Here is a 25,561-nt window from a genome sequence, read left to right on the forward strand (position 1 = left end):
GAGACCTCAGAGAGGGAAATTATTTTTTCTAACAAGTAAAAATGGGTTTAAATCGTACAGAGGTAAAAATAAGAAATTCTTGAAATTTAATACCTTCGATAATAAGATAATTTTGAAAATTTAACGTAAAATTGTGATATGGAATCTAACACCCCTTCATCCATTTATAAAAAAGGAAATCAGTCACCTGCTGGAATACGTTCTCAGTCAGGACCTACTCGTTTAAGCGATCTAGGTCTTGGGAAGTTACCTCCACAAGCAGTAGACTTAGAAGAAGCGTTGTTAGGTGCATTAATGTTAGAAAAAGAGCCACTAGCTAACGTTATTGAATTATTAAGACCTGCCACTTTTTACAAGGAAGGTCATCAATTAATTTTCGAGGCTATTCAAGGTTTATTTCAAGCTTCACAACCCGTTGACTTATTAACCGTTAACAACTTTTTGAAGCAAAATGGCTCGCTAGAAAAAGCGGGAGGCACTAGTTATCTAGCTCAGTTAACTTCGCGAGTAAGTTCAACATCTAACGTAGAATTCCACGCCAGAATCATCATTGAGCAATATCTTAAGCGTCAGCTTATCCAAATATCCTCTGAAATCCAGCGCTTATCTTACGAAGATACCTCCGATGTTTTTCAATTGTTAGATAAGATGGAGCAGGAGCTCTTCACCATTGCAGAATCAAATATTCGTAAGAATTACGAGAGTATGTCGGATATTTTGAAGAAAGCGGTGGATGAATTAGAGAAGAAACAATTACAAAAAAGTGGCTTGACAGGTATTCCATCCGGATTTACGGATTTAGATCGTCTAACTTCAGGCTGGCAAAGACAAGAACTTATCATTATTGCGGCGCGTCCAGGTATGGGTAAAACGGCCTTCGTCGTGTCTGCTTGTAGAAATGCGGCGGTTGATTTTGGTCATTCAGTTGCTTTATTCTCGCTAGAAATGAGCGCAGTTCAGCTTGTTAATCGTATTATCTCTGCTGAAGCAGAAATCGACGCTGAAAAAATCCGTAAAGGAAAGTTAGAACCACATGAGTGGCAGCAATTGCATTCGAAGATTAATAAATTATTCGAGGCAAATATGTTCATTGATGACACACCTGCCTTATCAATCTTAGAATTAAGAGCAAAGTGTCGTCGTTTGAAAGCCCAAAAAGGCATCGACCTCATCGTCATCGACTACCTGCAATTAATGACCGGCGATAGTTCAGGAAAAGGGGCAAGTGGTAATCGTGAGCAAGAAATTGCACAAATTTCCCGTGCCTTGAAGCAATTAGCTAAAGAGTTAGATGTGCCAGTTATCGCACTTTCTCAGTTAAATCGTTCTACTGAGACGCGTGGAGGTAATAAGAAACCACAACTTTCTGACCTTCGTGAATCCGGAGCCATTGAGCAGGATGCCGATCAGGTTATGTTCATTTACCGCCCTGAATACTATGGTATTACTGCGGATGATCAAGGAAATTCGATTACTGGCATGGGAGAGATTATTATGGCCAAAAACCGTTCCGGTTCTCTTGACAATGTTTGGCTGAAATTCATCGGTAAATTCACCAAATATTGTGACCTTGACTTCCAACCTTTCTCAAATAATGAGGGGGGTAATTTCGATTTAAGTGCTCTTGGAGATCAAACATCGGCATTCGAGTCAGGAAATGATGCTGTTTTCAAGGGCAGCAAGATGAATTTACCGCCGGAAGATTATGATCCGTTGAATACTCCGTTTTAAAAATTGCATTGTTTTATAATTGCACAGCAATTACAAAACACAAAGCACAAATAGCAAAGCACAAAGCACAAAGTTGGAATCCCCTTCGGGGATACATTTCTGAAATACAAAAAGGGCGGTAAATCGCACTTTTTGCTTCCTTATTTGTGCTTTAGCTCTATTCTTTGTGCTTTAAGTAAATACGTAGCACAATTTCGGAATCGCGAAATGAAATGATTTATGCTCTTAATTTCAATCGAACAATATTCTCCACATGATGCGTCTGAGGAAACATATCTACCGGATGAACGACATCCACTTCGTAAGCTACATCTAATAAGGCTAAATCGCGGGCTTGTGTGGCTGGGTTACAAGAGACATAAACGATTTTTTGGGGCTTTACAGCTAGAATTTGATTCACTACATCTAGATCCATTCCAGCGCGAGGTGGATCCGTGATAATGACATCTGGGGCTCCGTGGATAGCGATAAATTCTTCAGTTAAGACTTTTTTCATGTCTCCTGCGAAGAAAGTAGCATTTTTAATGCCATTTAATTCTGCGTTGATACGGGCATCTTCAACGGCCATTTCTACATATTCAAGTCCCACTACCTTGGAAGCGTACTTCGCTAAAAATAAGCCAATCGTTCCCGTTCCAGTATACAAATCATAGACTACTTCATTACCTTGTAAATCAGCATATTGACGAACTAATTGGTAAAGCTTAAGCGCTTGTTTAGCGTTAGTTTGGAAAAAGGATTTGGGACCTATTTGGAACTTTAAATCCTCCATTATTTCTACCATGAAGGGTTTTCCATGGTAGCAAACAACCTCTAAATCGTGGAAAGTGTCGTTTCCTTTTTGGTTAACCACATAATTCAAGGAGGTGATCATCGGAAATGTAGCTTTCAAATACTCCATAACTGATTTAATTTCAACTTCCGTCGCGTAGGCAAATTGAACCGTCACCATCCATTCGTTGGTAACGGTATTTCGGATGATTAAATTTCGCAAAGCACCTTCTTGCTGGTTCTTTAATTCATAGTAAGAAATACTATTCGATTCTGCAAAATCGCGTACTCCGTTACGAATCGCATTTGAAGGATCCGGCTGCAAATAGCAGTGATCTACAGGTAGTATTTTATCAAAACGGCCCGGAACGTGGAATCCAAGGGCATTCATTGATCCTAAATCTTCCTTGCCAATTTCATCTTCCGTAAGCCAACGTGCACAAGAAAAGGTGAATTCTAATTTATTGCGGTAGTAATAAGTTTCCTCGGAACTGAGAATCGGTTGAAATTCGGGCAATTTCACTTTAGCGATGCGAGTCAAATTATCTTTGACTTGCTGAGCCTTGAAAGCTGTTTGGGATTCGTAAGAAACGTGTTGCCATTTACACCCACCACAAATACCAAAGTGGCTACAAGCTACTTCTGTGCGGTGTTTTGAGAGCGGTTGAATGTTAATGGCCTGAGCCTGCTTGAAACTTTTCTTCGACTTTAAAATGCGTAAATCAGCGATGTCACCAGGAGCGACGGCGCCTTGTACAAAAATCACTTCATCGTTCACTTTGGCAATACACTTCGCTTCGGCGGCAAAATCCAAAATGGCAATTTGTTCCAACACCACTGGGGCTTTCTTTTCTTTTTTCTTACTCATGCTGCTAAAAATGTGCACAAAAATACGGCTTTATACGGGCAAGCCAACCAATTCAAGATAAAACCTTAACTTCGTAAGCAAAATTAGTCGCATGAAAAATCAGGTAGTCATCATTACGGGAGCTTCCTCAGGAATAGGAAAGGCATTAGCCTTTGAATATGGTAGAAAAGGGGCACATATCGTCATAACTGGAAGAAATGAAAAGAATTTATTAGAGGCAGAAGCTGAATTAAAAGAAGCTGGAATTTCTACTAAAGCAATTGTGTGCGACTCCGCCTCTGAAGAACAAACCAGGGCAATGGTTGCGAAAGTAGTGGAACTATATGACCGCATCGACTTATTAATCAATAATGCCGGTATCTCCATGAGATCAATGTTTGAAACGGTAGACTTATCCGTTCTGAAACAAGTGATGGATATTAATTTTTGGGGAACTGTCTATGCCACTCATGCCGCGTTACCCTATATCAAGGCCGTAAAAGGAGGAATCATAGGTATTTCTTCTATCGCAGGATACCGCGGATTGCCCGTTAGAACCGGTTATTCAGCCTCTAAATTCGCGATGAATGGGTTCCTAGAAGCGCTGAGAACAGAATTATTAGAAACGGGTGTTCATGTCTTAATCGCTTGCCCTGGATTCACTGCCTCTAATATCAGAGCAGCTTCCTTAAATAGTGAAGGTAAAGTCACAGGGGACTCGATGCGAGATGAAGGCAAAATGATGTCTGCGGAGGAAGTGGCGTCTCGAATTGCAGAGGCTTACGTAGCTAAAAAGAAAACCCTCGTTTTAACATTACAAGGAAAATTGACCGTATTCTTGAACAAATGGCTAAATGGCTTCACAGATCGTTTAGTCTACAATACCCTAAAAAAGGAGAAAGACAGCCCTTTAAAATAAAGCTCCCATTCGCTAAAAGCAAAAGGGAGCCGAAACCCAATTAAATACCACTCTAAACTCTTATTTCGATGCGTATTTCTGCTGAACCTTTAGCAAAAATTCGTTGTATTCAGCTTTTTTAAATTCAAAGTAGGCAAGAGCTAAATCGAATTCATCGATTAACTGCTGAAAATACTTTCGCTCAAAAACTAGGAACTGCGCATAACTAGAAGTCATGGCTGAATAAACATGCTTTTTCGACTCAATAGCCTTCCACCGCATATCCAAAAAGATTATCTGCGAATTTGTTCGATAAGAGTATCTCAAAATGGGAGTTTGTTACTATAATACCTATCGCAGCCTCTTGAAAAATAGCTTCAAATTCGAATCCGGCTTGTATCTGATTAGGCATTAGGCACGATTTAGTTTTAAATATACAAAGATTTAAGGATGATAAGTGGACACGGCATGCTTCAATACGTCTGATTTATAAAAATAAATATCCTTGAATTTTCCTTCCGAGTACATTTTACCTTGGTCGAAAAAATGAGGTGATGTAGAATTACCACTTTGACCACCAGCTAAAAGAGAATAAGCCTTGATTTTAGGGCCAAATTCCACGGCAGCAATAAAGCTATTTCCATTCACTCCATACCACTTTTTCGAACCTTGAATGGAACGACTTGTATAAGAAGGAAGCTGTCCCCAGGCAGACGAAGCAAAGGGTACTGGGATACTCGATTTAGCATCATCCATCTGAAATATATCTCCATTCGAAACACGTTGAAAACGATTCAAATCACCCCAAGCAACGCGCCAAGTACCAAAATCTCTCTCCAGTTCTTTTACCACGTCTTTTAAGGCTTGTAACTTTTCTTGCTTAGATCCTGTCATAGCATACTGCTCGAAGTTTTGCACCACATCCGTTTCACCCCCAAACTGCATCGCTTTCGGAATTTTAGGCATAATTTTTAATCCCCAACGTATGGCAATCGTTTGAGCAATAGATGTAGTAGAGGCGTTATAATCCCATTTTTTCAATTCTTGCACTAATTCTTCTAAACCAGATTCTCCTTCAGCGGCCTGAATTAAAGAAGGCAATAAAACCTCAAAAGCCATTAATCTACGATCATATCCAAGCCCAATCAACCCGGTAAGATCTAATTTACCTGTTTGAGAAAACAGGCGAACCGCATTTCGATCACGGAAATTCTCTCCATCAGGTGCCATATAGACGGGATAAGTAGAACGAAGAGGACTAGATGGACCAGAAACGGTAAATGGAGTGGAGTTACAATTTTGAATCCAACCAGAAGCCGGATTATAGCTATGCACGATTTCATCTAAGTTATGTAATCCTTGCCAATCGTTCTTCGATGTAGAACCATCTTGTGGCACTCCCCAATCAATTTTTGGATTCCTCCGTGGCACATAATTTCCATGCCAATAAGCCGTATTCCCTTTATTGTCAGCATAAACCGTGTTATTAGACGTGTTTGCACGCATTTCCATCACACGTTTGAAGTCAGCGAAACCTTTGGTTTTCGTGCGTAACCAGCTTTGTACTAAACTTTTTCTGGCCCGATTATACGAGCGAACAGAAATCCATTGGCCATTTCTAGACGCTAAAACAGGGCCTCGGTGATTAAAATACGTTTTGATTTTTCTAGACCCTAGTGTAATCCATTTCGTTTTGAAAGGAATCCATTTTCCATCTAACAAGTATTCCATCTGACCCTCCCGCTCGCGCGTAGTCTCTATATAAGCATCCGCTACATCCACTTCTGAGGAGGTATGCATCCAGCCGTTATATGGATTAAACCCTTGATAGATAAAGAATTGCCCCCAAGTAACGGCACCATATACAGAAAGACCCTCTTCGCTTTCCACGTGGACCTCAGGTCTGAAATAAAAGGTAACGTGTGGATTGATATAGAGCATTGAATTACCCGATTTCGATAAGGAAGGACCTATAGCGAATCCGTTTGAACCCGTTAATTTCTCGTCTGGATTTTGGTATTTTACACTAGCCACCTGAGAGGACAATCCATAAAAACGAGCGGTTTCTTGCTCGGTCACATCGCCTGTTGAAATGGCGCCTATTGACCCATCCGTCCATAAAAGGGGGAACCAGGGTTGGAAATGAGTAATGAGTCGGGGTTTTATCTCCGGATGTTTTTGTAAATAATAGTTTATTCCATCTGCGTAAGCATTTAGAAGTTTTTTTAGCCAAAGAGGGCTTGTTTTGTATTCTGCTTTGGCCTCATTTTCATCGATTAACAACTTTATATATAAGTCATAAGCGAGTTCTTTCTCTCCTTTTATTTCAGACATCCGCCCTAATTTCTCAATGTAATTCATTTCCACTCGAGCGAAATCATCTTCACATTGCGCATACATAAGGCCAAAAACCGCATCAGCATCCGTCTTTCCATAAATATGGGGGATTCCCCATTGATCCCGGTGGATAGTTACTCGTTTAGCCTGTTCCTGATAAGGATTCGCTTGACTCACAAAGGAGATGAATAATAAGAGAAGTACTTTTTTCATATTCAGTTGTTAATAGTCTAAAAATAAGAATAAAATCGGGTCAGGGGGGTATAAACTTTGTAAAATTGTCTTTCTATCTTACAAGATAATTCTAAACCTAGCTTATGAAAATTTTTCGGCTTCTACCGATACTCATTCTATTGTGTTCCACTAGCATAATTGCTCAAACTAAAATTAAAATTCAAGGGGAAATCAATGTTCCCTTTTCAAGTATTCGCCTATTTAAAGGCTCGTCACTAGTTACCGGTACAATCGGCAATGACAAGGGTAAATTTAGCCTGGAAATAGCTCCAGGCGTATATGATTTATTGATCGAAAGTATTGGCTATGAGCCTCTTAAGATGGCTAATCAATCCTTTAATTCTTCCATTAATCTGGGGGAAATTACGGTTAAAGAAAGCAATCAAACCTTAAATGAGGTAGTGGTGAAAGGCCAAAAAGCGTCCATGGAACTCAACCTCGACAAACGCATATTTAATGTTGGGACAGATTTAGCGAATAAAGGAGCAACGGCTTCTGAAATTTTAGGAAACTTACCTTCAATCCAAGTAGACCCAGAAGGGGCGATAAAACTGCGCGGGAGTGACAATGTGCGTATTTTGATCGATGGAAAACCCTCTACGCTAGCGGGAATAAATGGTTCATCTGGTTTGCAATCCTTGCAAGGAAATCTGATCGATAAGGTAGAAATCATCACGAATCCATCCGCTCGTTATGAAGCGGAAGGGATGGCTGGTATCATTAACATCGTCTTAAAGAAAAACCAAAACCAAGGGTTTAATGGTGCGATTGAAACGACTTCAGGATATCCGGAGAATTTTGGAGGAACGGCCATCGTTAACTACCGCAAAAACAAATTCAATTTCTTTGTTAATTATGGTGCTTTTTACCGTAGAACGCCAGGAAGAAACCGTATTTATCAAGAAGTTTATACGGGGAAACAAACAAATTATTTAAATCAGAATTCATCCAATAACGTCACAGGTCTAGTAAATAACGTTAGAGGTGGGGCTGATTATTTCTTCAACGATAAAACCATATTAACGGCCTCCTACATCTACAGACGTACGGATGTGAGACGGATCACAGACTTTTTTTACTTAGATTACCGTGAAAACTTGTCCAAACTTTATAGTGACACGTATCGCCAGCAAGATGAGAAAGAAGCAGAACCGAATGGAGAATATGCGTTAACATTCAAAAAAAGCTACGCAAAAAAAGGGCGAGAATTTACAGCTGATTTACGCTATTTAGATTATTGGGAACGATCAGATCAATTGTATACCCAGATAGGAAAAAAGCCAGATGGATCTCCTTTTGAAGAACTTTCCTTAGTACAAAAGGCCTTAAATGATGAATTTGAACGCCAATGGATACTTCAGGCAGATTATGTAAATCCTATAGGTAAAGACGCAAAACTGGAAATGGGTCTGCGTACTAGTTTCAGAAATATGATTAACGATTTTATCGTAACAGAACAGCAGCCTTCAGGTATTTTTACCGTTGTTCAGGGTCTAAATAATGTATTTAATTATCAAGAAAATATTTCAGCCGCCTATCTAATATTTGGAAATAAGGCAAAGAAATTTTCCTACCAATTCGGATTGAGAGCAGAAACGACAGATATCCAAACTGAATTAGAAGAAACAAAGGAGAAGAACCCTAGAAACTATGCCAATTTGTTTCCTAGTGCTCATTTTACCTATACGATCACACCGGATAATTCGTTTCAGTTAAGCTATTCAAGACGGGTTAGAAGGCCTACTTACGGTGATTTAACGCCATTTGTTACTTTCTCAGATAACCGAAACTTCTTCTCTGGAAATCCGAATCTAAATCCCGAATTCACCAATTCATTTGATTTGGGACACTTGAAATACTTTGATCAAGGAAGCATAAGTAGCTCTTTGTATTATCGCCAAACATTTGACAAAATCGAACGATTTAGAACAGTAGATAGCTTAGGTTTCGCAAGGACCTTGCCTGCTAACTTATCCAATCAAAAATCGATGGGCATAGAAATTGCAAGCTCGTGGAACTTTTCCAAAGTATATAAAGCAGACCTCAGTTTTAATGCCTTCAGAGCCATCGCAGATGCCTCAAATATTAATTCAGCGTTCAAAAGTGATACCTATTCATGGTTTGCCAGACATAGCTCTCGAATTAAAATAGGGGCGACTGATTTTCAAATTCGGGCTAATTATGAAGCCCCGCAATTAACTCCACAAGGATCCCGAGGATACATGAGCTGGATGGATTTATCAGCATCAAAAGATATTATGAAGGGTAATGGTACACTAACTTTAAGTATTTTAGATATCTTTAACTCGCGAATTAACCGCTATGAATCAACTTTAATTGATCCCAGAGATGGATCTGGATTCTTTACTAGGGGTGAATCTCAAGGGCGTTTACGCTCATTTAATTTGACTTTTAATTACCGATTCAAAACCACCAAACAGGCCGCAAAACAACGCCGCAGTATGATGGACGAAGAAAACTAATTACATCTATGAAACGTTTATTACTATATTCCTGCACCTTTATTTCACTATGGTCTTGTAGCAAACAAGGCAAAGATGATACCTTTAAAATAATTTATGAGGATCAAAGTAAGGTGGTCGAAAACGCGAAAGCTATAAAGGACAAACAACCCATCAAGATCATTCCAGGGTTAAAAATTGATTTGTGGGCATCTGATTCCCTGCTACAGGATCCAGTAGCCATTGCGGTGGATGACAAAGGGGCTATTTTTGTTAATAGCACGAACCGTAACAAGGCCTCTGAATTTGACATTCGTGGCCACCGGGATTGGATGACTGAATCAATTGGTTTTCAATCAGTAGAGGATAGAAGAGCCTTTTTACGCCGCAATTTTGCTCCAGAAAACAGTGCGAAAAATACCTGGTTACCCGATATGAATGGTGACGGATCTCATGATTGGTTGGATTTAAAAGTGGAGAAAGAAGAAATCTACAAGGTAGAGGATTTGAACGGGGACGGATATGCAGATCAATCGACCAGAGTATTCAACGGGTTTAATGAAGAAGTAACAGACGTAGCTGGTGGCTTGTTAGTGCGTAAAAAAGATGCTTTTGTGGCTATTGGACCAGATTTAATGCGTTTGAAACACAATAATGGGCAATGGAAAAACCCGGAATCTATCTCAACTGGCTACGCAGTTCATATTGGTTTTGGAGGTCATGGCATGTCTGGTTTAACAGAAGGTCCAGATGGAAAAATCTACTGGCAAATAGGAGACATAGGAGCCAATATTACGGCTAAAGATGGCAAAAAATACAAACACCCAAATTCTGGAGTGATTGTAAGATCAAATCCAGATGGTTCTGAGTTTGAAGTATATGCGAGCGGTTTACGAAATACACACGAATTTGTTTTTGATAACTATGGAAATTTAATCAGTGCTGATAACGATGGAGATCATACAGGGGAGAGTGAGCGTTTAGTACACGTCGTAGAAGGTTCTGACGCTGGATGGCGTTCGAACTGGCAGTATGGTAAGTATACCGATCCACGCAATAATTTGTACCATGTCTGGATGGATGAGAAACTATATATCCCTCGTTGGGAAGGTCAAGCAGCCTATATTATTCCACCCATTCGTAATTTCCACAACGGTCCTACAGGAATGCTTTGGAACCCAGGAACAGCTTTAGGGAAGCGTTGGACGAATAAATTCTTCTTAGTGGAATTTGTGGGTAATGCAAATAAATCACATATCTGGTCATTTGATCTACAACCTAAAGGTGCCTCTTTTGACTTCAAATCAGAGGAAGATGTTATAAGTGGCATTTTGCCTACGGGAATTCGTTTTGGCCCTGAAGGAGCATTATATGCCTCAGATTGGATTTTTGGATGGGATACGAAAAACTATGGTCGCATCTGGAAAATCGATGTGGAGGATAAAGAGAATGATTTGAAGGCGGAGCGCGAGCAGACGAAAAAATACATTCAACAAGATTATTCAAAGCAAAGTTTGACCTCTTTATATGATTTGCTATTCTATGCGGATCAACGCGTTCGCTTAAAGGCTCAATATGAGTTAGCGGAGAGAAAGGCCACAGCTATTTTTGAGAAGGCCGTACAGCAAAAGGAAAATCAATTAGCCCGCGTTCATGGAATTTGGGGTTTAGGCCAATTAAAATCTGCAGCCTCTATTCAGCCACTTTTAACTGATTCAGATGAAGAAATCATAGCACAGTCTGCTAAGGTTTTAGGTGATATTTTTGATGCCTCAGCTGCTGATCAGCTAATTCCATTAGTTGGATCTGCTAATCCTAGAGTGGCATTTTTTGCTTCGCAAGCTCTAGGACGAGTTAAATCTGAAAAGGCAATTCCAGCTTTATTGCAGCAAATTGAAAAAAATGCAGATAAAGATGTATATATCCGCCATGCGGCTGTATTAGCCTTAAGCAGAATTGGAAAAGCGGAGCCTATGTTAGCTTTACAAAACTCGCCTAACCGTTCATTGCGCATCGCAGCGGTGCTTGTTTTACGCCGTTTAGCGCATACGGGTGTACAAGGTTTTTTAGCTGATTCAGATCAGTACATTGTTGCTGAGGCGGCGAGAGCGATTAATGATGACGAATCTATTCAGGCTGCTTTGCCGGCATTAGCGGCTAGTTTAGCAGATACACGAATAAGCGATCCTGTAATTATTCGCCGCGCAATCAATGCTTGCTTACGCGTGGGAACGGCAAAAGAGATTGATTTATTGATTGCTTATTCAGAAAGAAATGGCATTCCTGAGGCTTTGAGAGCAGAAGCGATTGCAACTTTAGGTTCATGGGCTAATCCTTCGGTTATGGATCGCGTCGATGGTCGCCATAGAGGCCCATTAGATCGCAATCCAGCGGATGTAATTGCTCGAATTCAATCCAAGATTCCGTCCTTCTTAGCATCAGAAAATCCTGATGTATTAGTTGCAACGGCAAAGTTGATTGCTGAGTTAAATTTAACTAGTTTCTCAGAGACGCAAATTTCGCTTTTCACACAACATATTAATTCTAAAGTGAGAGCGGCATTTTTAAGTTCATTGGCAGACTTAAATACACCTAAACTGGCTTTCATTTTAGAAAAAGGAATGAATGATACGAGTAAAATTGTGCGTGGTATCGCCTTGAGTAATTTAAATAAGATTGAAATCTCAGCGTCTCAATTGCCTGCTATCACAAAACCTATTTTTGACAAAGGTTCTCAATCTGAACAACAGGCGCTATTACAAAGTATGGCCAAAATGAAGCCAGCTAATACCTCTGCCATTTTAGCCGATTTAATCGAAAAAATGGTCGATAACAAATTGCCTACAGGTATTAAATTAGACCTAATGGAAGCGGTGGAAGCCACGAATGAGGAAAAACTAATCGCAAAATTAGATGCTTTAAAAGTAAAAGGAACCTTGACGGATGAATACAAAGAAGCCTTGTTTGGGGGCTCTGTTGCAGACGGACGAAATATCTTCCAATACAATTCAACTGTACAATGCGTTCGCTGTCATATCGTTGGAGGAGAAGGTACAAATGTGGGTCCTAACTTAAAAGGAGTGGCTTCACGTTTAACGAGAGAGCAATTATTGCAAGCCTTAATCGAACCAAGTGCACGCATTGCGCCAGGATATGGTACAACAAACTTTGTTTTAACGGATGGCCAAGAGGTTTCAGGATCCATCATTTCAGAAACGGATGAACTCGTGCAACTGAAAACAAATGATGCTGAGCCATTGCGCATTCCAGTAACGCGTATAAAATCGAGAGAAAACCTTCCATCCGGTATGCCGCCGATGGGGGCTTTGATGAGTAAAAGAGAAATTAGAAATGTGGTGGAATACCTATCATCCTTAAAGTAGTAGAGTATTTACAGGTAGTATACTCAGATTAAGTTAAAAAATCAATCAACTTTCCATAAAACCGAGTCACTTGACCACGGTTTTATGGAATTTTTTATTTCAAGCGGGTTAATATAATGACCACACGCTCCATTTTCAAAGCGATATTTTTAATAACTTTGAGGTACTCAAGCAAATGAAGAATAATTTAGAATTACCTAAGGATGGCCTAGCCGGATTAAAAGAGAACTTCGCATCAGACGCAGCCTCTGGATTTATTGTCTTCTTATTAGCTTTACCTTTAAGTTTAGGTATCGCGAAAGCCTCCGAATTTCCTCCAATTATGGGACTATTAACCGCTATCATTGGTGGGATTATAGTCAGTCTCTTTAGTGGATCTCGTTTAACGATTAAAGGGCCAGCAGCTGGATTAATTGTTATTGTAGCAGGTTCTGTAGCTGAATTTGGGGGTGGAGAACAAGGCTGGCACCTCGCACTCGGTGCTATGGTGGTAGCTGGTTTAGTTCAAATTCTTTTTGGAGTTTTCAAATTAGGTAAAATGATGGATTTCTTCCCACTCTCTGCCGTTCAAGGCATGTTAGTGGCGATAGGTTTGATCATCGTAGGCAAGCAAATACCTGTATTTTTAGATGTAAATCCGATATTAGCTAAAGGGAAAGAGCCTTTGGAATTGTTCGCTTCCATTCCAGAATTTATTGCCAATTTGGATCCGAAAGCTACCTTAATCGGAACAATCAGCTTAATCATCATGATGGGTTGGCCGTATATCAAGAATCCTATCATCAAAAAAGTACCGGCACCACTTGTCGTTTTAGCCATTGCTATTCCCGCCGAATTATGGCTGAACTTTCAAACAACAGAGCCAAAATATGCCCTTGTTCAGATTGGGAATTTACTGGATAATATCAAAATAAACGCCTCGTTTGACGGGTTCGCTCAAACAGGCATCTTTATCAAATTTGTGATTATGTTAGCCATAGTAGGTACATTAGAATCACTTTTGACGGTGAAAGCAATGGATATGCTCGATCCATTTAAACGTAAATCTAATGCAAATAAGGATTTAATCGCCATCGGAATCGGAAATACCCTGGCTGCCTTTTTAGGGGGCTTACCCATGATTTCAGAGGTTGCTCGTTCGTCTGCAAATATTGCTAATGGGGCCAAAACACGATGGGCAAACTTCTTTCACGGATTTTTCATTTTAGCGTTTTTACTTTTAGCGGCTCGTTTTATTGAGTTAATTCCCAATACAGCATTAGCGGCGATGTTAATTACAGTAGGAATTAAATTAAGCCACCCGAAAGTATTTATCCACACCTTTGAAAAAGGAAAGGAGCAATTGTTGATTTTCCTGGTCACGATTTTTTTCACTTTATTGGTTGATTTACTCGCAGGCATAGGAGCTGGTATTGTAACCGAAATTTTGGTCAATTTATTCAATGGTAAGCCATTAAAAGCTATTTTTAGCGCACCTACTGAAGTTTCCTTCACAGAAGATGCCTACTTAATTGAAATATCTGATGCAGCCGTGTTCTCGAACTATTTAGGTATCAAACGGAAATTAGAGGCCTTGCCCGCTGGATTTCAGGTGACGATTGATCTTTCTAGAACCCATCTTGTAGATCATTCGGTAATGGAAAATTTAGAGCAATTCAAGGTAGAATATGAGCAGAATGGTGGCTCGGTCGCGCTAATTGGTCTTGAATCACATGAATCTCTCTCTGGTCATAAGGCTGCAGCGATGAAACGGAAAAAGGATTAATAGTCCTGAAGACGACTAAGCGACGCAGTCGCGACTATGTCCGAAGGACGATCTCCTGAAATGACAAACCGCCCCTTAAAAAGGCGGTTTATTTTTTTGGAAATATTCGATACCTTTAATGAAATTTAAACCTATGAAAAAACTATTGCTGCTGATAAGCTTGCCCTTATTCTGTTTTTCACAGGCAGAGGTATTCCTAAGTTTACCCAAGCAAAAATCATTTTTTCAAAAAACGGACGAACTTGACTCCGACTTCAAAGGGGCAAAAGTCAGTGTATTCGTAGAAAAAACCTTCCAAAACATCGACGGTTTCGGTTTTACACTAACGGGTGGAAGCGCGCAGTTGATACAACAACTTGAACCGACAAAAAGAGCGGCCTTATTGCAGGAGTTATTTGGTAAGAATGGAATATCCGTATTAAGAATAGGGATAGGAGCGACAGATTTAGATGCTACCGTATTTTCGTACGAAGACAAACCTAGAAAATTTAGCCTGGAGCCTTCAAAGGCCGATTTAATTCCACTATTACAGCAGATCATCGCCATTAATCCGGACATTAAAATCATGGCGACCCCTTGGTCTCCACCTACTTGGATGAAGGATAATGGGGAGAGTAAAGGGGGATCTCTTTTGGAAAAATACTACCCGACCTATGCCACTTATTTAGCTAAATACATCCAAGCCATGGCGAAGGAAGGTATTACTATCTGGGCCTTAACGCCCCAAAACGAACCATTACATCCGGGCAATAACCCCAGCATGTACATGAGTTCTGAAATGCAGTCAAAATTCATAAAAACAGCGCTAGGTCCCGTTTTTCAAAAACAACATATCACCACAAAAATCATTGTCTACGATCATAATTGTGATCATCCGGAATATGCCATCGATTTATTAAATGATCCCGAGACTAGAAAATATGTCAGTGGATCTGCCTTTCATTTATACAATGGGGATATTTCTGCCTTAAGTAAAGTAAAAGAGGCACACCCAGATAAGGATGTCTATTTTACAGAACAGTGGACGGGTAGCAAGGGGGATTTTACTGGAGACTTTATGTGGCATGTGAAGAATGTCGTTTTGGGGGCAATGAACAATCACGCGAAAACGGCTATTGAATGGAATTTAGCCAATGATCCCGCCTATGGTCCACACACTCCAGGAGGTTGTACAGAATGTGTAGGGGCTTTAACCATTTCAGGTCAGGATATCATTCGAAATCAATCTTATTATATTGTAATGCAAGCGGCAAGATATGTACCCGCTGGCTCTATTCGTTTAGGCATAGCAACGCCTGAAGGTATTCAAGCGGCCGCATTTAAACGTCTGGATGGCAAAATAGCCATCATCGTTCAAAATGAGGGCCGCAAGAAAAACATTACTATTGAAAAACTAAACCTAGAAATACCGGCTGAATCGGTTGTAACTATCATCCTATGAACACATTTAACATTAACCGCAGACATTTTATGAAGGGGGCTTCGGCTGCCTTAGCTTTGTCGACTTTTGGAGCTTATGGATTAGATTTAGTGAATCCAGCTAAACCTTTTCGCGTTGCACTTATCGGTGCCGGTTGGTACGGGAAAAGTGATTTATTTCGATTGATGCAGGTAGCGCCGGTAGAAGTGGTGGCCCTTTGCGATCCAGATAGAAACATGTTAACGGAAGCGGGTAAATTGGTGGCAGCAAGGCAAACGTCGAGAAAAACACCTAAACTCTACGGCGATTACCGTCAATTGTTGAAGGAAAACGAATTGGATATAGCTATCGTGGGAAGTCCGGATCATTGGCATGCCTTGCAGATGATTGACGCAGTGAAAGCAGGCGCGCACGTGTATGTGCAAAAACCGATATCTGTTGATGTTTTAGAGGGAGAGGCGATGGTCGCGATGGCCAGAAAACACGGTAAAACGGTTCAAGTAGGAACGCAACGAAAAAGTACGCCTCACTTAATTCAGGCAAAAAAGGAGATTATTGATAAAGGTCTTTTGGGTAAAATCGCCCATGTAGAAATGTATTGCTACTACCAAATGCGAAATAACGGAAATCCTCCAGTGCAGGCGGTACCAGACTTTTTTGACTATGAAATGTGGACTGGACCAGCTCCATTACGTCCTTATGACGGTTTGCCGCATACGCGCTGGTGGAGAACTTTTGAGGAATATGGAAATGGAATTATGGGCGACATGTGTATTCACATGTTCGATACGGCACGTTGGATGTTAGATCTAGGCTGGCCTAATCGAGTGAGTTCTGAAGGAGGAATTTATGTCCAAAAAGAAGGAAAATCAAACATCGCTGACACCCAAACGGCCGTATTTGAATACAATGGCTTGAATTGTGTTTGGCAACATAGAACCTGGGGTACTCCTCCAGACCCAGAATATCCATGGGGATTAACCATTTACGGAGAAAAAGGGACGCTAAGAATGAGCACCATGAAATATGATTTCACTCCTACGGATTCTAAAGCACCTAAATTACACATGGATGTCGTTTACGAGAAGGAGAAATACCCAGAGGATTTAAAAGAAGACCGTATCGAGTTGAACGCTGCGCCTGCTACAAGGGGGCATATGTTGGATTTTTTAGCCGCGATTGATAAAGGATCTAAGCCCATTGCAGATATCTCTGAGGGACATATCTCTACGGCATCTTGTATTTTAGCTAATCTCTCGATGAAATTAGGTCGTCCACTTTCCTATGATCCGGGTACAAAAACGGTCTTAAACGATCCTGAAGCGACAGCCTTACTTGCGAGAAATTACCGTGGACCTTGGAACCGAAACATGTTAAACTGATGAAAAAGATTATCCTATTTGCCTTATTGGCCATTCCTGCTTTGGCTCAACAACGTAATTCTGCTCAACTAGGCGAGGACCTGAAGAAATTACGTGTTTTAGGCTCTGTTCTACACGTAGCAGCACATCCGGACGATGAAAGTACGCACATGTTAACGTGGTTTGCGCAGCAACAACATTGGGAAACCAACTATTTTGCGTGTACGCGAGGAGATGGTGGCCAAAACCTCATCGGAGACGAACAAGGCGTACCATTAGGATTAATTAGAACCCAAGAGTTACTAGCAGCGAGACGCATCGATGGGGCGAATCAATACTTTTCGCGGGCGTTTGATTTTGGCTTTTCAAAATCAACAGATGAGGCTTTGGGATTTTGGGACAAGAATTTAATTCTATCTGATTTAGTGTGGGTGATCCGTAAAACACGCCCTGATATCATTTTTACCCGCTTTCCACCAGATGCAAGAGCCGGCCACGGCCATCATTCAGCCTCCGCGGCATTAGCAATCGAGGCATTTAAAGCTGCGGCTGATCCGAAGATGTTCCCAGAACAGTTGAAGCAGGGAGTGGACGTTTGGCAGGCAAAACGACTATTATGGAATACCTTCCGTTTCCCAGGATCACCAGGAAATTCGACCATTAGTGATTCGCAGTTCAAAGTTGATATTGGCGATTATTTACCTTTTTTAGGCCAAAGCACGGGTGAATTAGCTGCTTTCAGTAGAAGCCAGCACAAGTCACAGGGTTTTGGTTTTGCAGTAGATAGAGGAAGAAGCACTGAATATTTCGCTACACTTGGTGGAGAGGCTCCTAAAGAATTTTTATGGGATGGCGTAGATGCTACCTGGAATCGCGTGAATCCAAGTATTGACGCGTTAATCACACCCATTATTGGAGCTTATAATCCGTCGAAACCTTACGAAAGTATTTCTGCATTAATTGGACTTAAAAAATCCATCAAAGCGCTTCCTTCGAGCCCTTGGACGCTGAAAAAAATAGCTGAAATCGACGCTTGGGTAGTACAAGCAGCGGGTATTTACTTAGGCGCAACAACGACTCAAGGAATCATTGCCACGGGGGAAAAACTGAACATTAAGACCGAATTTATCGTGCGTGCACCTATTTCGGTAGAAAATGTATCCGTATCATTCGCCGGACAAGACACCACATTTGCAGGCAAACTACAACCTTATAAAAAATACCCATTACAGCGCAGTATCAATGCCTCCGCGGCGATTACTCAACCCTATTGGATTCAACAAGCAAAATCTACCGGACACTTTAATGTTTCTGACCAGCAAAAAATAGGGCAGGCGCGCGTAGATCCAGCTTACGTGGCCTCCGCGAAATTCACTATTTCAGGAGAGGAATTTAAAGTAGAAAGACCGGTTCAAGAATTGATCGTGGATCCGGTAAAAGGAGAAATCTTGCAACCTATCACCATCAGCCCTAGAACGGTCTTTACCCTCAGTTCAAATGTCGTTTTATTACCAAAAGGAAGCAAAGCCACTAAAACCATCCAAATCGCCATCACAGCGATGGCCGCATTGAAGCCAGGTAGCATAGACGTAAAATCCGGTGGAACCTCTTTAGCCCTTATTCCTCTGAAAGAGGGCATGAAAGCAGGGGAAAAGCGCGAATGGCCTATTTCTTTCACAGAAACGAGCTTGAAAGAAGGAAAGCTTAGCTCAAATTTGCAATTGCATATCAGCTCTGGAAATGAGAATTGGGTAGATTCTTTGGAAATACAAACCATCGAATATGCCCATATTCCTACGCAACGCTATTTTTCGACCGTAAACTTGAGCTTATTGCATATTGACTTTGTCAAGAAAGGTAATCGATTAGGCTACATCAAGGGCGCAGGTGATAAAGTGCCAGAAGGATTAAAACAGATGGGCTACGAAGTAGACTTCTTAACAGAGAAAGACTTGACAGCAGGGAACTTAAAGAAGTACGATGTGGTGATGACAGGAGTGAGAGCTTATAATACAAATGACTACTGGGCGAATGCCTATACCGAAATCATGAAATACATCGAGAACGGGGGAAATTATGTAGTGCAATACAATACGGCCAGTTTCTTAGGACCCATGAAGTCCAGCATGTCACCTTATCCGTTGCAAGTAACCCGCAACCGGATTACGAAAGAAGAGGCAAAGCCTAATTTTCTACTGCCAAATCACGCGTTATTAAACAGCCCGAACAAAATCACAGAAAAAGATTTCGAAGAATGGATTCAGGAACGTAGTATTTACACGGCCGAAACACCGGATACCCATTTCGAGTTTCCATTGGGATTCTCAGATCCAAATGAATCCGAGAACAAGGGTAACATCGCTGTGACCAAATACGGAAAAGGACAATTCATCTATACAGGACTTGTGTTCTTCCGCGAAATACCAGCCGGAGTTCCTGGCGCTTACCGCTTATTAGCTAACTTACTTGCAAAACCAAATTAATGAAATTTAAACTACTCGCTCTTTGCCTTTTACCCTTACTAGTTCAAGCTCAGCAACCCCTCATCCGAAAGGATAAGATTACCATCGCACGTGATACCTATGGTGTACCCCATATTTTTGCGCCTACTGATCCTGAAGTAGCCTATGGCTTAGCCTGGGCGCATTCAGAGGATGATTTTAAAACGATTCAAACGCTGATCCTAACGGGAAAAGGTAAATTAGGAACTTACTTAGGCAAAAAAGGAGCACCGGTAGATTTCGTTTTTGGTCTATTGAATACGCGTAAGGTGGTAGATCAGCAGATCAAATCGATGGATCCCAAGTTCTTGCAATTAGTGCAGGGCTATTTACTAGGTCTAGAAGCGTATGGTAAAGCCCATCCGTCTGAGATTTTGAATAAACACATTTTCCCAATCGCACTAGAAGACTACATCGCTACTACGATGTTCTCTGTGGCGATCTTCTGTGGGGTGGATAAGACCTTGCCTAAGATTTTAGATGGTTCCATTCCCTCACTGCCTGGCTTTACGGGAGAAGGTAGTAATGCTTTTGCCATTAAAGGCTCGAAATCTGCCACAGGCGAGCCGATGTTAGTCATAAACGCGCATCAGCCCATCGAAGGAGCTACGGCTTTCTACGAAGCCCATGTACAGAGTGAGGAAGGTTGGAATATCTTGGGTGGTCTTTTCCCGGGTGGCCCTTTGATCTTCCATGGTACCACGCCTAATCTGGCTTGGGCGCATACAGTCAACTTTCAAGATAAAATCGATGTATATCAATTGCAGACGGACAAAGCGCATCCGGGTCAATACAAAGTGGATGGCGAATGGTTGCCTCTAGTAAAAAGAAAGATCAAACTGAGTATCAAAGGCATTCCTATTCCGGTCTCTAAGACGGCATATGAATCTATCTATGGCCCTACGGTGAAATCGCCTAATGGGACCTATTTCTCTATTCGTCTTCCTTCCTTAATGGATGCTGGTGCCTTACAGCAATGGTATGCTATGAACCGCTCTACGAACTTCACGGAATTCAAAGCTGCGCTGAATCAGAACCACCTGCCTATGTTCAACATCATGTATGCGGACAAGGAGGACAATATCTTCTATATCTCGAATGGCAAGATGCCGTATCGTAATGCTAAATACAACTGGGCCTCCACGCTGCCTGGAAATACGCGGGAGACACTTTGGGAAAAATTCAAACCTCTAAGCGAATTACCACAGCATTTGAATCCGGCTGCAGGCTATTTATACAATACAAATCACTCGCCCTTTATGGCGACGGCCGTGAATGAGAATTTGAATCCTGCTAATTTCGATAAGTACGACGGATACGAGACCTACCACAATAACCGTTCTCAGCGTGCTAAAGAACTTATCGACACCTACGATAAGATTAGTCTAGAAGATTTAAAGCGTATTAAATTCGATCGCCAATTGCCGGCGAAGATTTTATATCCCTATGGATACGATGCCTCAGTTCTCTTTACACTAGACGCCTCTAAGTATCCTGCACTAGCTACCATCATCAAGGGATTAAAAGAGTGGGATCACGTAACAAACATCGAGAGTGTAGGTGCTTTGTATTATAATATCTTGTATTACGGAGCCTCTAAAATAAGGCATACTGGTTCTAAAGAACCTTTTACCGAAACAGAAGCTGTTGAAGTAGTGCAATACGTACATGATTTCTTGATGAAAAACTACGGCCGATTAGACGTGACATTAGGAGAATTTCAACGTTTGAAAAGGGGAGACCAAGATTGGCCACAGGCAGGTATGCCGGATGTGTTAGCGGCGGTGATGTCCGAGCCTTTTGGAGAATCGAAACGTAAAATGATTTCTGGCGATGCCTATATTGGTTTTGTGAAGTTTCCTAAAGACGGTGGTTCGCCGCTGATTGAGACGGTTAATACCTTTGGCGCTAGTTCTCATCCAGAGTCAAAGCACTATGCAGATCAGCGCGAACTATACCAGGCACAGAAAACAAAGCGTATGACGCTCGATAAAGACGAAGTGTTAAAGAACGCCGAGAAAATCTATCATCCGGAATAATTAGACGATAAAATCAGGGTCTTTATAGGCAGGGGCAGGGTATTTATAAAATCCTTCCCCTGTTTTTTCTCCTAGCTTTCCCACATCGATATAAGTCTTCAACAAGGCAGCAAAAGCCTGAGAACCCGCGTCTTGTTGATTATGGGTCACGTGCCAGGCCGTATCTAATCCGATACTATCTAGTATGCCAAAAGGCCCCATCGGCATATGAAAGTTCACCATCCAGGATTTATCAATATCCTCGATACTCGCCACTTCTTTAGTCCTTAACTTTCCAGCAGCTCCTATCACCGCCATCAGCATAAAATTGAATACATAACCCGGATTCTCTTTTCTAACGATCACAGGTACTTGCTTTAACGCCCTACCAAAATCTTCTAGTAAAGTCACCACGTCCTCAGAGGTCCCCGGATGCGGCATAATATCCACCACCTTAGAATAAAACACATCGTGAAAATGGAAAGCACAAAATAGGGAAGGGCGATCTACCACGTCTACGAGCATTGAAGGTAATAAATACGAGGTATTCGTCGTGAAAATCGTTTTAGCCGGCGCTAGAGCGGAAAACTGAGCCCAAACTTGACGTTTCAAGGGTAATTCCTCGGTCACAGACTCCGAAATAATATCCGCATCTGCTACAGCCTCTGCTGGATCCGTAGTGAAATGAATAGACGCTATCACCTCATCATTTAATGAGAGCATTCGAAGGATCTTCGACATCACTTTTTTAGACGAGACAAAAGCCTCCGCATTTATATCATATACCGTTACTTGAAAGCCTGACAAAGCAGCCTGCAAGGCAATTCTTGTACCTAATGTCCCTGCACCTAAGATGCAAACCTTGTTGATTTTCATATTTGACCTGTTTGAATACATTTTGTCGCCATTCTACCGGCGGCCTCCACTACTTGATTTAATACACTGAATCGAGGGTCTTTCGAATACCCTAAACTAAAACGTTGGTAAATCTGCTGCGCGATGGTAGCCACCTTACACAGCCCAAAAACATAATAAAAGTTCATTTCACTCATATCGCGTCCTGTCTTAGCTCCATAATAGGCAATTAACTCAAGACGCGTAAAATTCCCTGGCACATAAGACAGATTAAACATCTTCAAGATATCTTCATCCTCTGCCTCCGCCCAATAGGCTAAAGTCGTTCCCAAGTCCATCAATGGATCGCCCACCGTCGCCATCTCCCAGTCCAATACGGCCTGCACTTCTCCTGAGCTAGAAATGACCAAATTATCGTATTTGAAATCGTTGTGAATAAAGGCTACATCCGACTCTGATGGAATAGACTTCGATAGCCATTGAAATGCCTCCTCAATCGAAGGAACCTCCGACGTCTTCGCCTTCTGAAAACGTTCCGCCCAGCCTTGTACTTGGCGTAAGGAATATCCTTCGGGTTTGCCTAGGGCGCCTAAACCAGAATCGTTTAATTCCAGCGAGTGTAATTCAATTAACACATCCAGTGCAGATTGAGAAAGGCTACGGAAAAATTCCGGAGAAGCCTCCACAGGCGGACGATTCCGAATGATCATTCCCTCCACTTTCTCCATTAGGAAAAAGGGAGCACCGATGATGGACTCGTCTTCGCAAGCTGATATGGGATGTGGCATCTTGGTATAACCGGCCTTCTCTAAAGCTTGTAAGACGCGAAACTCGCGAATCATATCGTGGGCTTTGGCAATCTTCAATCCATGAGGCGGTCTACGTAAAACGTAGGAAGCGTCTCCAACCTGCACTTCATAGGTCAGATTCGAAAATCCACCCGGAAAAGCGGTGATCTCCACGGATGGAACACCTAAATAGGACGGTAATTTTTCAAACCCTTCCATTAACCCTTGCGTGATTTAAGAATGCTCTTGGCTAAAACGGTCTTGTGCACCTCATCCGGCCCGTCATAGATTCGAGCCCCACGTTCGTGACGGTACCAAAACGATAAGAGCGTATCATCCGTAATTCCCAAACCGCCGTGCACTTGAATCGCCCGATCTACAACCTTCATCAACACATCGGAGACGAAGAACTTAATCGTCGAAATATCTTCTTTTGCGGCCTTAGCGCCGTCTTTTTCAATCTTATGAGCGGTATTGAGCACTAATAGGCGAGAGGCCTTAATTTCAGCGGCGCTTTCAGCGATCCAGTTTTGGATCGTCTGCTGCATCGCAAGTGAATGACCCGGGTTTAATTCCCTTTCGATCGCGCGATCACACATCATTCCTAAGGCACGCTCACAAATACCGATCCAACGCATACAATGGTGAATACGTCCCGGTCCTAAGCGCACTTGAGCTAATTGAAAGCCCGACCCTTCTTCGCCTATCAAATGAGACACCGGCACCCGGCAATTCACAAACTCCACCTCACTATGGGAAAGATAATCTTCGCCTTCATCGCCCATAATGGAAATATTGCGAATCAATCGATAGCCGGGTGTATCTAAAGGAACTAGAATCATACTTGCCCGCGCGTATTTATTTTCCTCTGAAGGATTCGTTACCGCCATCACAATCGTAAAGGAAGCCCCATCCGCAGAAGAGGTAAACCATTTATGACCATTAATGACATATTCATCTCCGTCACGAACAGCAATCGTAGACATGTGCACCGGATTACTTCCCGCATGCTCTGGCTCCGTCATGGCGAAACAAGAACGGATCTCTCCACGCTCTAAAGGTCGTAAATAGGTCTCCTGTAAATAAGGCGACGCAAACTGATGCATCAACTCCATGTTACCGATGTCTGGCGCATTGCAGTTAAATACGTAATGGCCCAAAGGACTCGTGCCTAACACCTCAGAGATCGAAGCGAATTCTACGAGACTCAATCCTAAGCCACCATGGGATACAGGCAAGTGAGGGGTGAATAATCCCATCTCTTTTGCTTTAGCACGCAGTGCACGTAATTGAGGCAAATGAGCCCTAAATGAACCATAAATGGCTCCTTGTTCTAATGGAATAATATATTTTTCAAGAAAGTCGCGGTAGCGAGGCACTAATTCAAGCGCTTTATCTGATTCAAACATACATTAAATAGTTAAGCCGCCATCAGCGGTGATGACTGCGCCAGTCGTGTAGGATGCTCCTGGTGCGGCAAGGTATAAAGCGGTAGCACCGATTTCCTCGGGCGTGCCTATCCGCTTAATGGGTAATTGACGCAACGTATGTTGTAGGATTTTATCATTGGACCAAAGCGCCTCTGAAAACTTCGTCTTAATCAAGCCCGGACAAATCGCATTCACGCGGATATTGAAGTCGCCCCATTCTTTGGCAAAAGCCTTCGTCATCGAAATCAGCGCCGCCTTACTCACACTATAGATACCCAGCCCTGGCTCAGGAGATATACCACCCACAGAACTAATATTAATCACAGAGGCATTCGAAGATTTCTGTAAATGAGGTAAACACAAACGCATTAACTCGAATGGAGCCTTCAGGTTCACATTCATAATCTTATCAAATGCGTCCAGCGTTGTATCGTGAATAGGGCCAAAAGTCGGATTCGTCGCCGCGTTATTCACTAGAATATCGATTTGGCCATACGTAGCAATCGTCGCCGAAACTAAGTGAGCTAACTGATCCATCTTCCCCACGTGACAGGCAATACCCGTCGCTTCATATCCTTTAGCGCGTAATTCCTGGGCCAGCAAATCCAATGTTGTTTGGTCTCTGCTACTAATCACCACCTTTGCTCCAGCCTCCGCAAAAAACTCCGCAATACTAAAACCTATTCCTTTACTAGCGCCCGTTATGAGGGCTACTTGATTCTTCAATGAAAATGCCTGCATATTCTAGTCTATTTTTAAA

Annotated in this window: 17 protein-coding genes; 9 read left to right on the forward strand and 8 right to left on the reverse strand. The window is 41.8% G+C overall.

Going from position 1 to position 25,561, the window contains the following annotated elements; genetic code table 11:
* Positions 1-138 precede the first annotated feature (138 nt).
* Positions 139-1,731, forward strand: a complete 1,593-nt coding sequence (gene dnaB / locus ACILP5_RS05475; RefSeq protein WP_395617648.1) for a replicative DNA helicase — start codon at positions 139-141, stop codon at positions 1,729-1,731.
* A gap of 217 nt (positions 1,732-1,948) precedes the next feature.
* Here dnaB and rlmD read toward each other — a convergent pair whose 3' ends face one another.
* Positions 1,949-3,370 carry a 23S rRNA (uracil(1939)-C(5))-methyltransferase RlmD gene (gene rlmD / locus ACILP5_RS05480; protein WP_395617649.1) on the reverse strand — a complete coding sequence of 474 codons (1,422 nt, stop codon included), beginning with the start codon at positions 3,368-3,370 and terminating at the stop codon, positions 1,949-1,951.
* A gap of 91 nt (positions 3,371-3,461) precedes the next feature.
* On the opposite strand from rlmD, the gene ACILP5_RS05485 reads away from it, so the two are divergent.
* Positions 3,462-4,268 carry an SDR family oxidoreductase gene (locus ACILP5_RS05485; protein WP_395617650.1) on the forward strand — a complete coding sequence of 269 codons (807 nt, stop codon included), beginning with the start codon at positions 3,462-3,464 and terminating at the stop codon, positions 4,266-4,268.
* A 60-nt stretch (positions 4,269-4,328) separates the two neighbouring features.
* Here ACILP5_RS05485 and ACILP5_RS05490 read toward each other — a convergent pair whose 3' ends face one another.
* The 3 genes from ACILP5_RS05490 to ACILP5_RS05500 are packed head-to-tail and all read right to left on the reverse strand — an operon-like array spanning position 4,329 to position 6,797.
* Positions 4,329-4,529, reverse strand: a complete 201-nt coding sequence (locus tag ACILP5_RS05490) for a hypothetical protein (RefSeq protein WP_395617651.1) — start codon at positions 4,527-4,529, stop codon at positions 4,329-4,331.
* A complete protein-coding gene (locus ACILP5_RS05495; protein ID WP_395617652.1) occupies positions 4,510-4,659 on the reverse strand; it encodes a hypothetical protein in 150 nt (49 codons plus the stop codon). Before ACILP5_RS05495 ends, ACILP5_RS05490 begins: the two co-directional genes overlap by 20 nt.
* Before the next feature lie 32 nt (positions 4,660-4,691).
* Entirely contained in the window at positions 4,692-6,797 is a 2,106-nt protein-coding gene (locus ACILP5_RS05500) for a penicillin acylase family protein (RefSeq protein WP_395617653.1), read from the reverse strand.
* Positions 6,798-6,901: 104 nt separating this feature from the next.
* On the opposite strand from ACILP5_RS05500, the gene ACILP5_RS05505 reads away from it, so the two are divergent.
* From ACILP5_RS05505 to ACILP5_RS05535, 7 genes are all read left to right on the forward strand, one after another.
* Positions 6,902-9,301 carry a TonB-dependent receptor domain-containing protein gene (locus tag ACILP5_RS05505; protein WP_395617654.1) on the forward strand — a complete coding sequence of 800 codons (2,400 nt, stop codon included), beginning with the start codon at positions 6,902-6,904 and terminating at the stop codon, positions 9,299-9,301.
* Between the two features lie 8 nt (positions 9,302-9,309).
* Positions 9,310-12,663 (forward strand): HEAT repeat domain-containing protein, encoded by a 3,354-nt coding sequence (locus ACILP5_RS05510; protein WP_395617655.1) that lies wholly within the window; start codon positions 9,310-9,312, stop codon positions 12,661-12,663.
* A gap of 175 nt (positions 12,664-12,838) precedes the next feature.
* Positions 12,839-14,428, forward strand: a complete 1,590-nt coding sequence (locus tag ACILP5_RS05515) for a SulP family inorganic anion transporter (RefSeq protein WP_395617656.1) — start codon at positions 12,839-12,841, stop codon at positions 14,426-14,428.
* 133 nt (positions 14,429-14,561) lie between these two features.
* The gene (locus ACILP5_RS05520; protein WP_395617657.1) at positions 14,562-15,869 is read left to right on the forward strand and encodes a glycoside hydrolase family 30 beta sandwich domain-containing protein; all 1,308 of its coding nucleotides are present in this window, start codon (positions 14,562-14,564) and stop codon (positions 15,867-15,869) included.
* On the forward strand, positions 15,866-17,230 hold the full coding sequence (locus ACILP5_RS05525; RefSeq protein ID WP_395617658.1) for a Gfo/Idh/MocA family protein: 1,365 nt from the start codon (positions 15,866-15,868) through the stop codon (positions 17,228-17,230). Before ACILP5_RS05520 ends, ACILP5_RS05525 begins: the two co-directional genes overlap by 4 nt.
* The gene (locus tag ACILP5_RS05530; RefSeq protein ID WP_395617659.1) at positions 17,230-19,692 is read left to right on the forward strand and encodes a PIG-L family deacetylase; all 2,463 of its coding nucleotides are present in this window, start codon (positions 17,230-17,232) and stop codon (positions 19,690-19,692) included. Before ACILP5_RS05525 ends, ACILP5_RS05530 begins: the two co-directional genes overlap by 1 nt.
* The gene (locus ACILP5_RS05535) at positions 19,692-21,749 is read left to right on the forward strand and encodes a penicillin acylase family protein (protein WP_395617660.1); all 2,058 of its coding nucleotides are present in this window, start codon (positions 19,692-19,694) and stop codon (positions 21,747-21,749) included. Before ACILP5_RS05530 ends, ACILP5_RS05535 begins: the two co-directional genes overlap by 1 nt.
* Here ACILP5_RS05535 and ACILP5_RS05540 read toward each other — a convergent pair whose 3' ends face one another.
* Genes ACILP5_RS05540 through ACILP5_RS05555 form a run of 4 tightly spaced genes read right to left on the reverse strand, consistent with a single transcriptional unit; the run spans position 21,750 to position 25,542 of the window.
* Positions 21,750-22,604, reverse strand: a complete 855-nt coding sequence (locus tag ACILP5_RS05540; protein WP_395617661.1) for a 3-hydroxyacyl-CoA dehydrogenase — start codon at positions 22,602-22,604, stop codon at positions 21,750-21,752.
* A complete protein-coding gene (locus ACILP5_RS05545) occupies positions 22,601-23,590 on the reverse strand; it encodes a phosphotransferase family protein (RefSeq protein ID WP_395617662.1) in 990 nt (329 codons plus the stop codon). The genes ACILP5_RS05540 and ACILP5_RS05545 overlap by 4 nt, the downstream gene beginning before the upstream one ends.
* Complete coding sequence (locus ACILP5_RS05550; protein WP_395617663.1) at positions 23,590-24,780, reverse strand: acyl-CoA dehydrogenase family protein; 1,191 nt, start codon at positions 24,778-24,780, stop codon at positions 23,590-23,592. The genes ACILP5_RS05545 and ACILP5_RS05550 overlap by 1 nt, the downstream gene beginning before the upstream one ends.
* A 3-nt stretch (positions 24,781-24,783) precedes the next feature.
* Positions 24,784-25,542, reverse strand: a complete 759-nt coding sequence (locus ACILP5_RS05555; protein WP_395617664.1) for a glucose 1-dehydrogenase — start codon at positions 25,540-25,542, stop codon at positions 24,784-24,786.
* Positions 25,543-25,561 lie beyond the last annotated feature (19 nt).

Origin of the sequence: Aquirufa sp. (genome assembly GCF_044239315.1) — a bacterium.
Lineage (GTDB): Bacteria > Bacteroidota > Bacteroidia > Cytophagales > Spirosomataceae > Aquirufa.

What these genes read in the sequence shown, in the direction of transcription:
- ACILP5_RS05555 (WP_395617664.1), bottom strand. Translation starts at nt 25,542, where the DNA reads ATGCAGGCATTTTCATTGAAGAATCAAGTAGCCCTCATAACGGGCGCT.
- ACILP5_RS05510 (WP_395617655.1), top strand. Translation starts at nt 9,310, where the DNA reads ATGAAACGTTTATTACTATATTCCTGCACCTTTATTTCACTATGGTCT.
- ACILP5_RS05500 (WP_395617653.1), bottom strand. Translation starts at nt 6,797, where the DNA reads ATGAAAAAAGTACTTCTCTTATTATTCATCTCCTTTGTGAGTCAAGCG.
- ACILP5_RS05540 (WP_395617661.1), bottom strand. Translation starts at nt 22,604, where the DNA reads ATGAAAATCAACAAGGTTTGCATCTTAGGTGCAGGGACATTAGGTACA.
- ACILP5_RS05490 (WP_395617651.1), bottom strand. Translation starts at nt 4,529, where the DNA reads ATGCGGTGGAAGGCTATTGAGTCGAAAAAGCATGTTTATTCAGCCATG.
- ACILP5_RS05520 (WP_395617657.1), top strand. Translation starts at nt 14,562, where the DNA reads ATGAAAAAACTATTGCTGCTGATAAGCTTGCCCTTATTCTGTTTTTCA.
- ACILP5_RS05515 (WP_395617656.1), top strand. Translation starts at nt 12,839, where the DNA reads ATGAAGAATAATTTAGAATTACCTAAGGATGGCCTAGCCGGATTAAAA.
- ACILP5_RS05535 (WP_395617660.1), top strand. Translation starts at nt 19,692, where the DNA reads ATGAAATTTAAACTACTCGCTCTTTGCCTTTTACCCTTACTAGTTCAA.
- ACILP5_RS05530 (WP_395617659.1), top strand. Translation starts at nt 17,230, where the DNA reads ATGAAAAAGATTATCCTATTTGCCTTATTGGCCATTCCTGCTTTGGCT.
- ACILP5_RS05485 (WP_395617650.1), top strand. Translation starts at nt 3,462, where the DNA reads ATGAAAAATCAGGTAGTCATCATTACGGGAGCTTCCTCAGGAATAGGA.
- ACILP5_RS05505 (WP_395617654.1), top strand. Translation starts at nt 6,902, where the DNA reads ATGAAAATTTTTCGGCTTCTACCGATACTCATTCTATTGTGTTCCACT.
- ACILP5_RS05495 (WP_395617652.1), bottom strand. Translation starts at nt 4,659, where the DNA reads ATGCCTAATCAGATACAAGCCGGATTCGAATTTGAAGCTATTTTTCAA.
- dnaB (WP_395617648.1), top strand. Translation starts at nt 139, where the DNA reads ATGGAATCTAACACCCCTTCATCCATTTATAAAAAAGGAAATCAGTCA.
- rlmD (WP_395617649.1), bottom strand. Translation starts at nt 3,370, where the DNA reads ATGAGTAAGAAAAAAGAAAAGAAAGCCCCAGTGGTGTTGGAACAAATT.
- ACILP5_RS05550 (WP_395617663.1), bottom strand. Translation starts at nt 24,780, where the DNA reads ATGTTTGAATCAGATAAAGCGCTTGAATTAGTGCCTCGCTACCGCGAC.
- ACILP5_RS05525 (WP_395617658.1), top strand. Translation starts at nt 15,866, where the DNA reads ATGAACACATTTAACATTAACCGCAGACATTTTATGAAGGGGGCTTCG.
- ACILP5_RS05545 (WP_395617662.1), bottom strand. Translation starts at nt 23,590, where the DNA reads ATGGAAGGGTTTGAAAAATTACCGTCCTATTTAGGTGTTCCATCCGTG.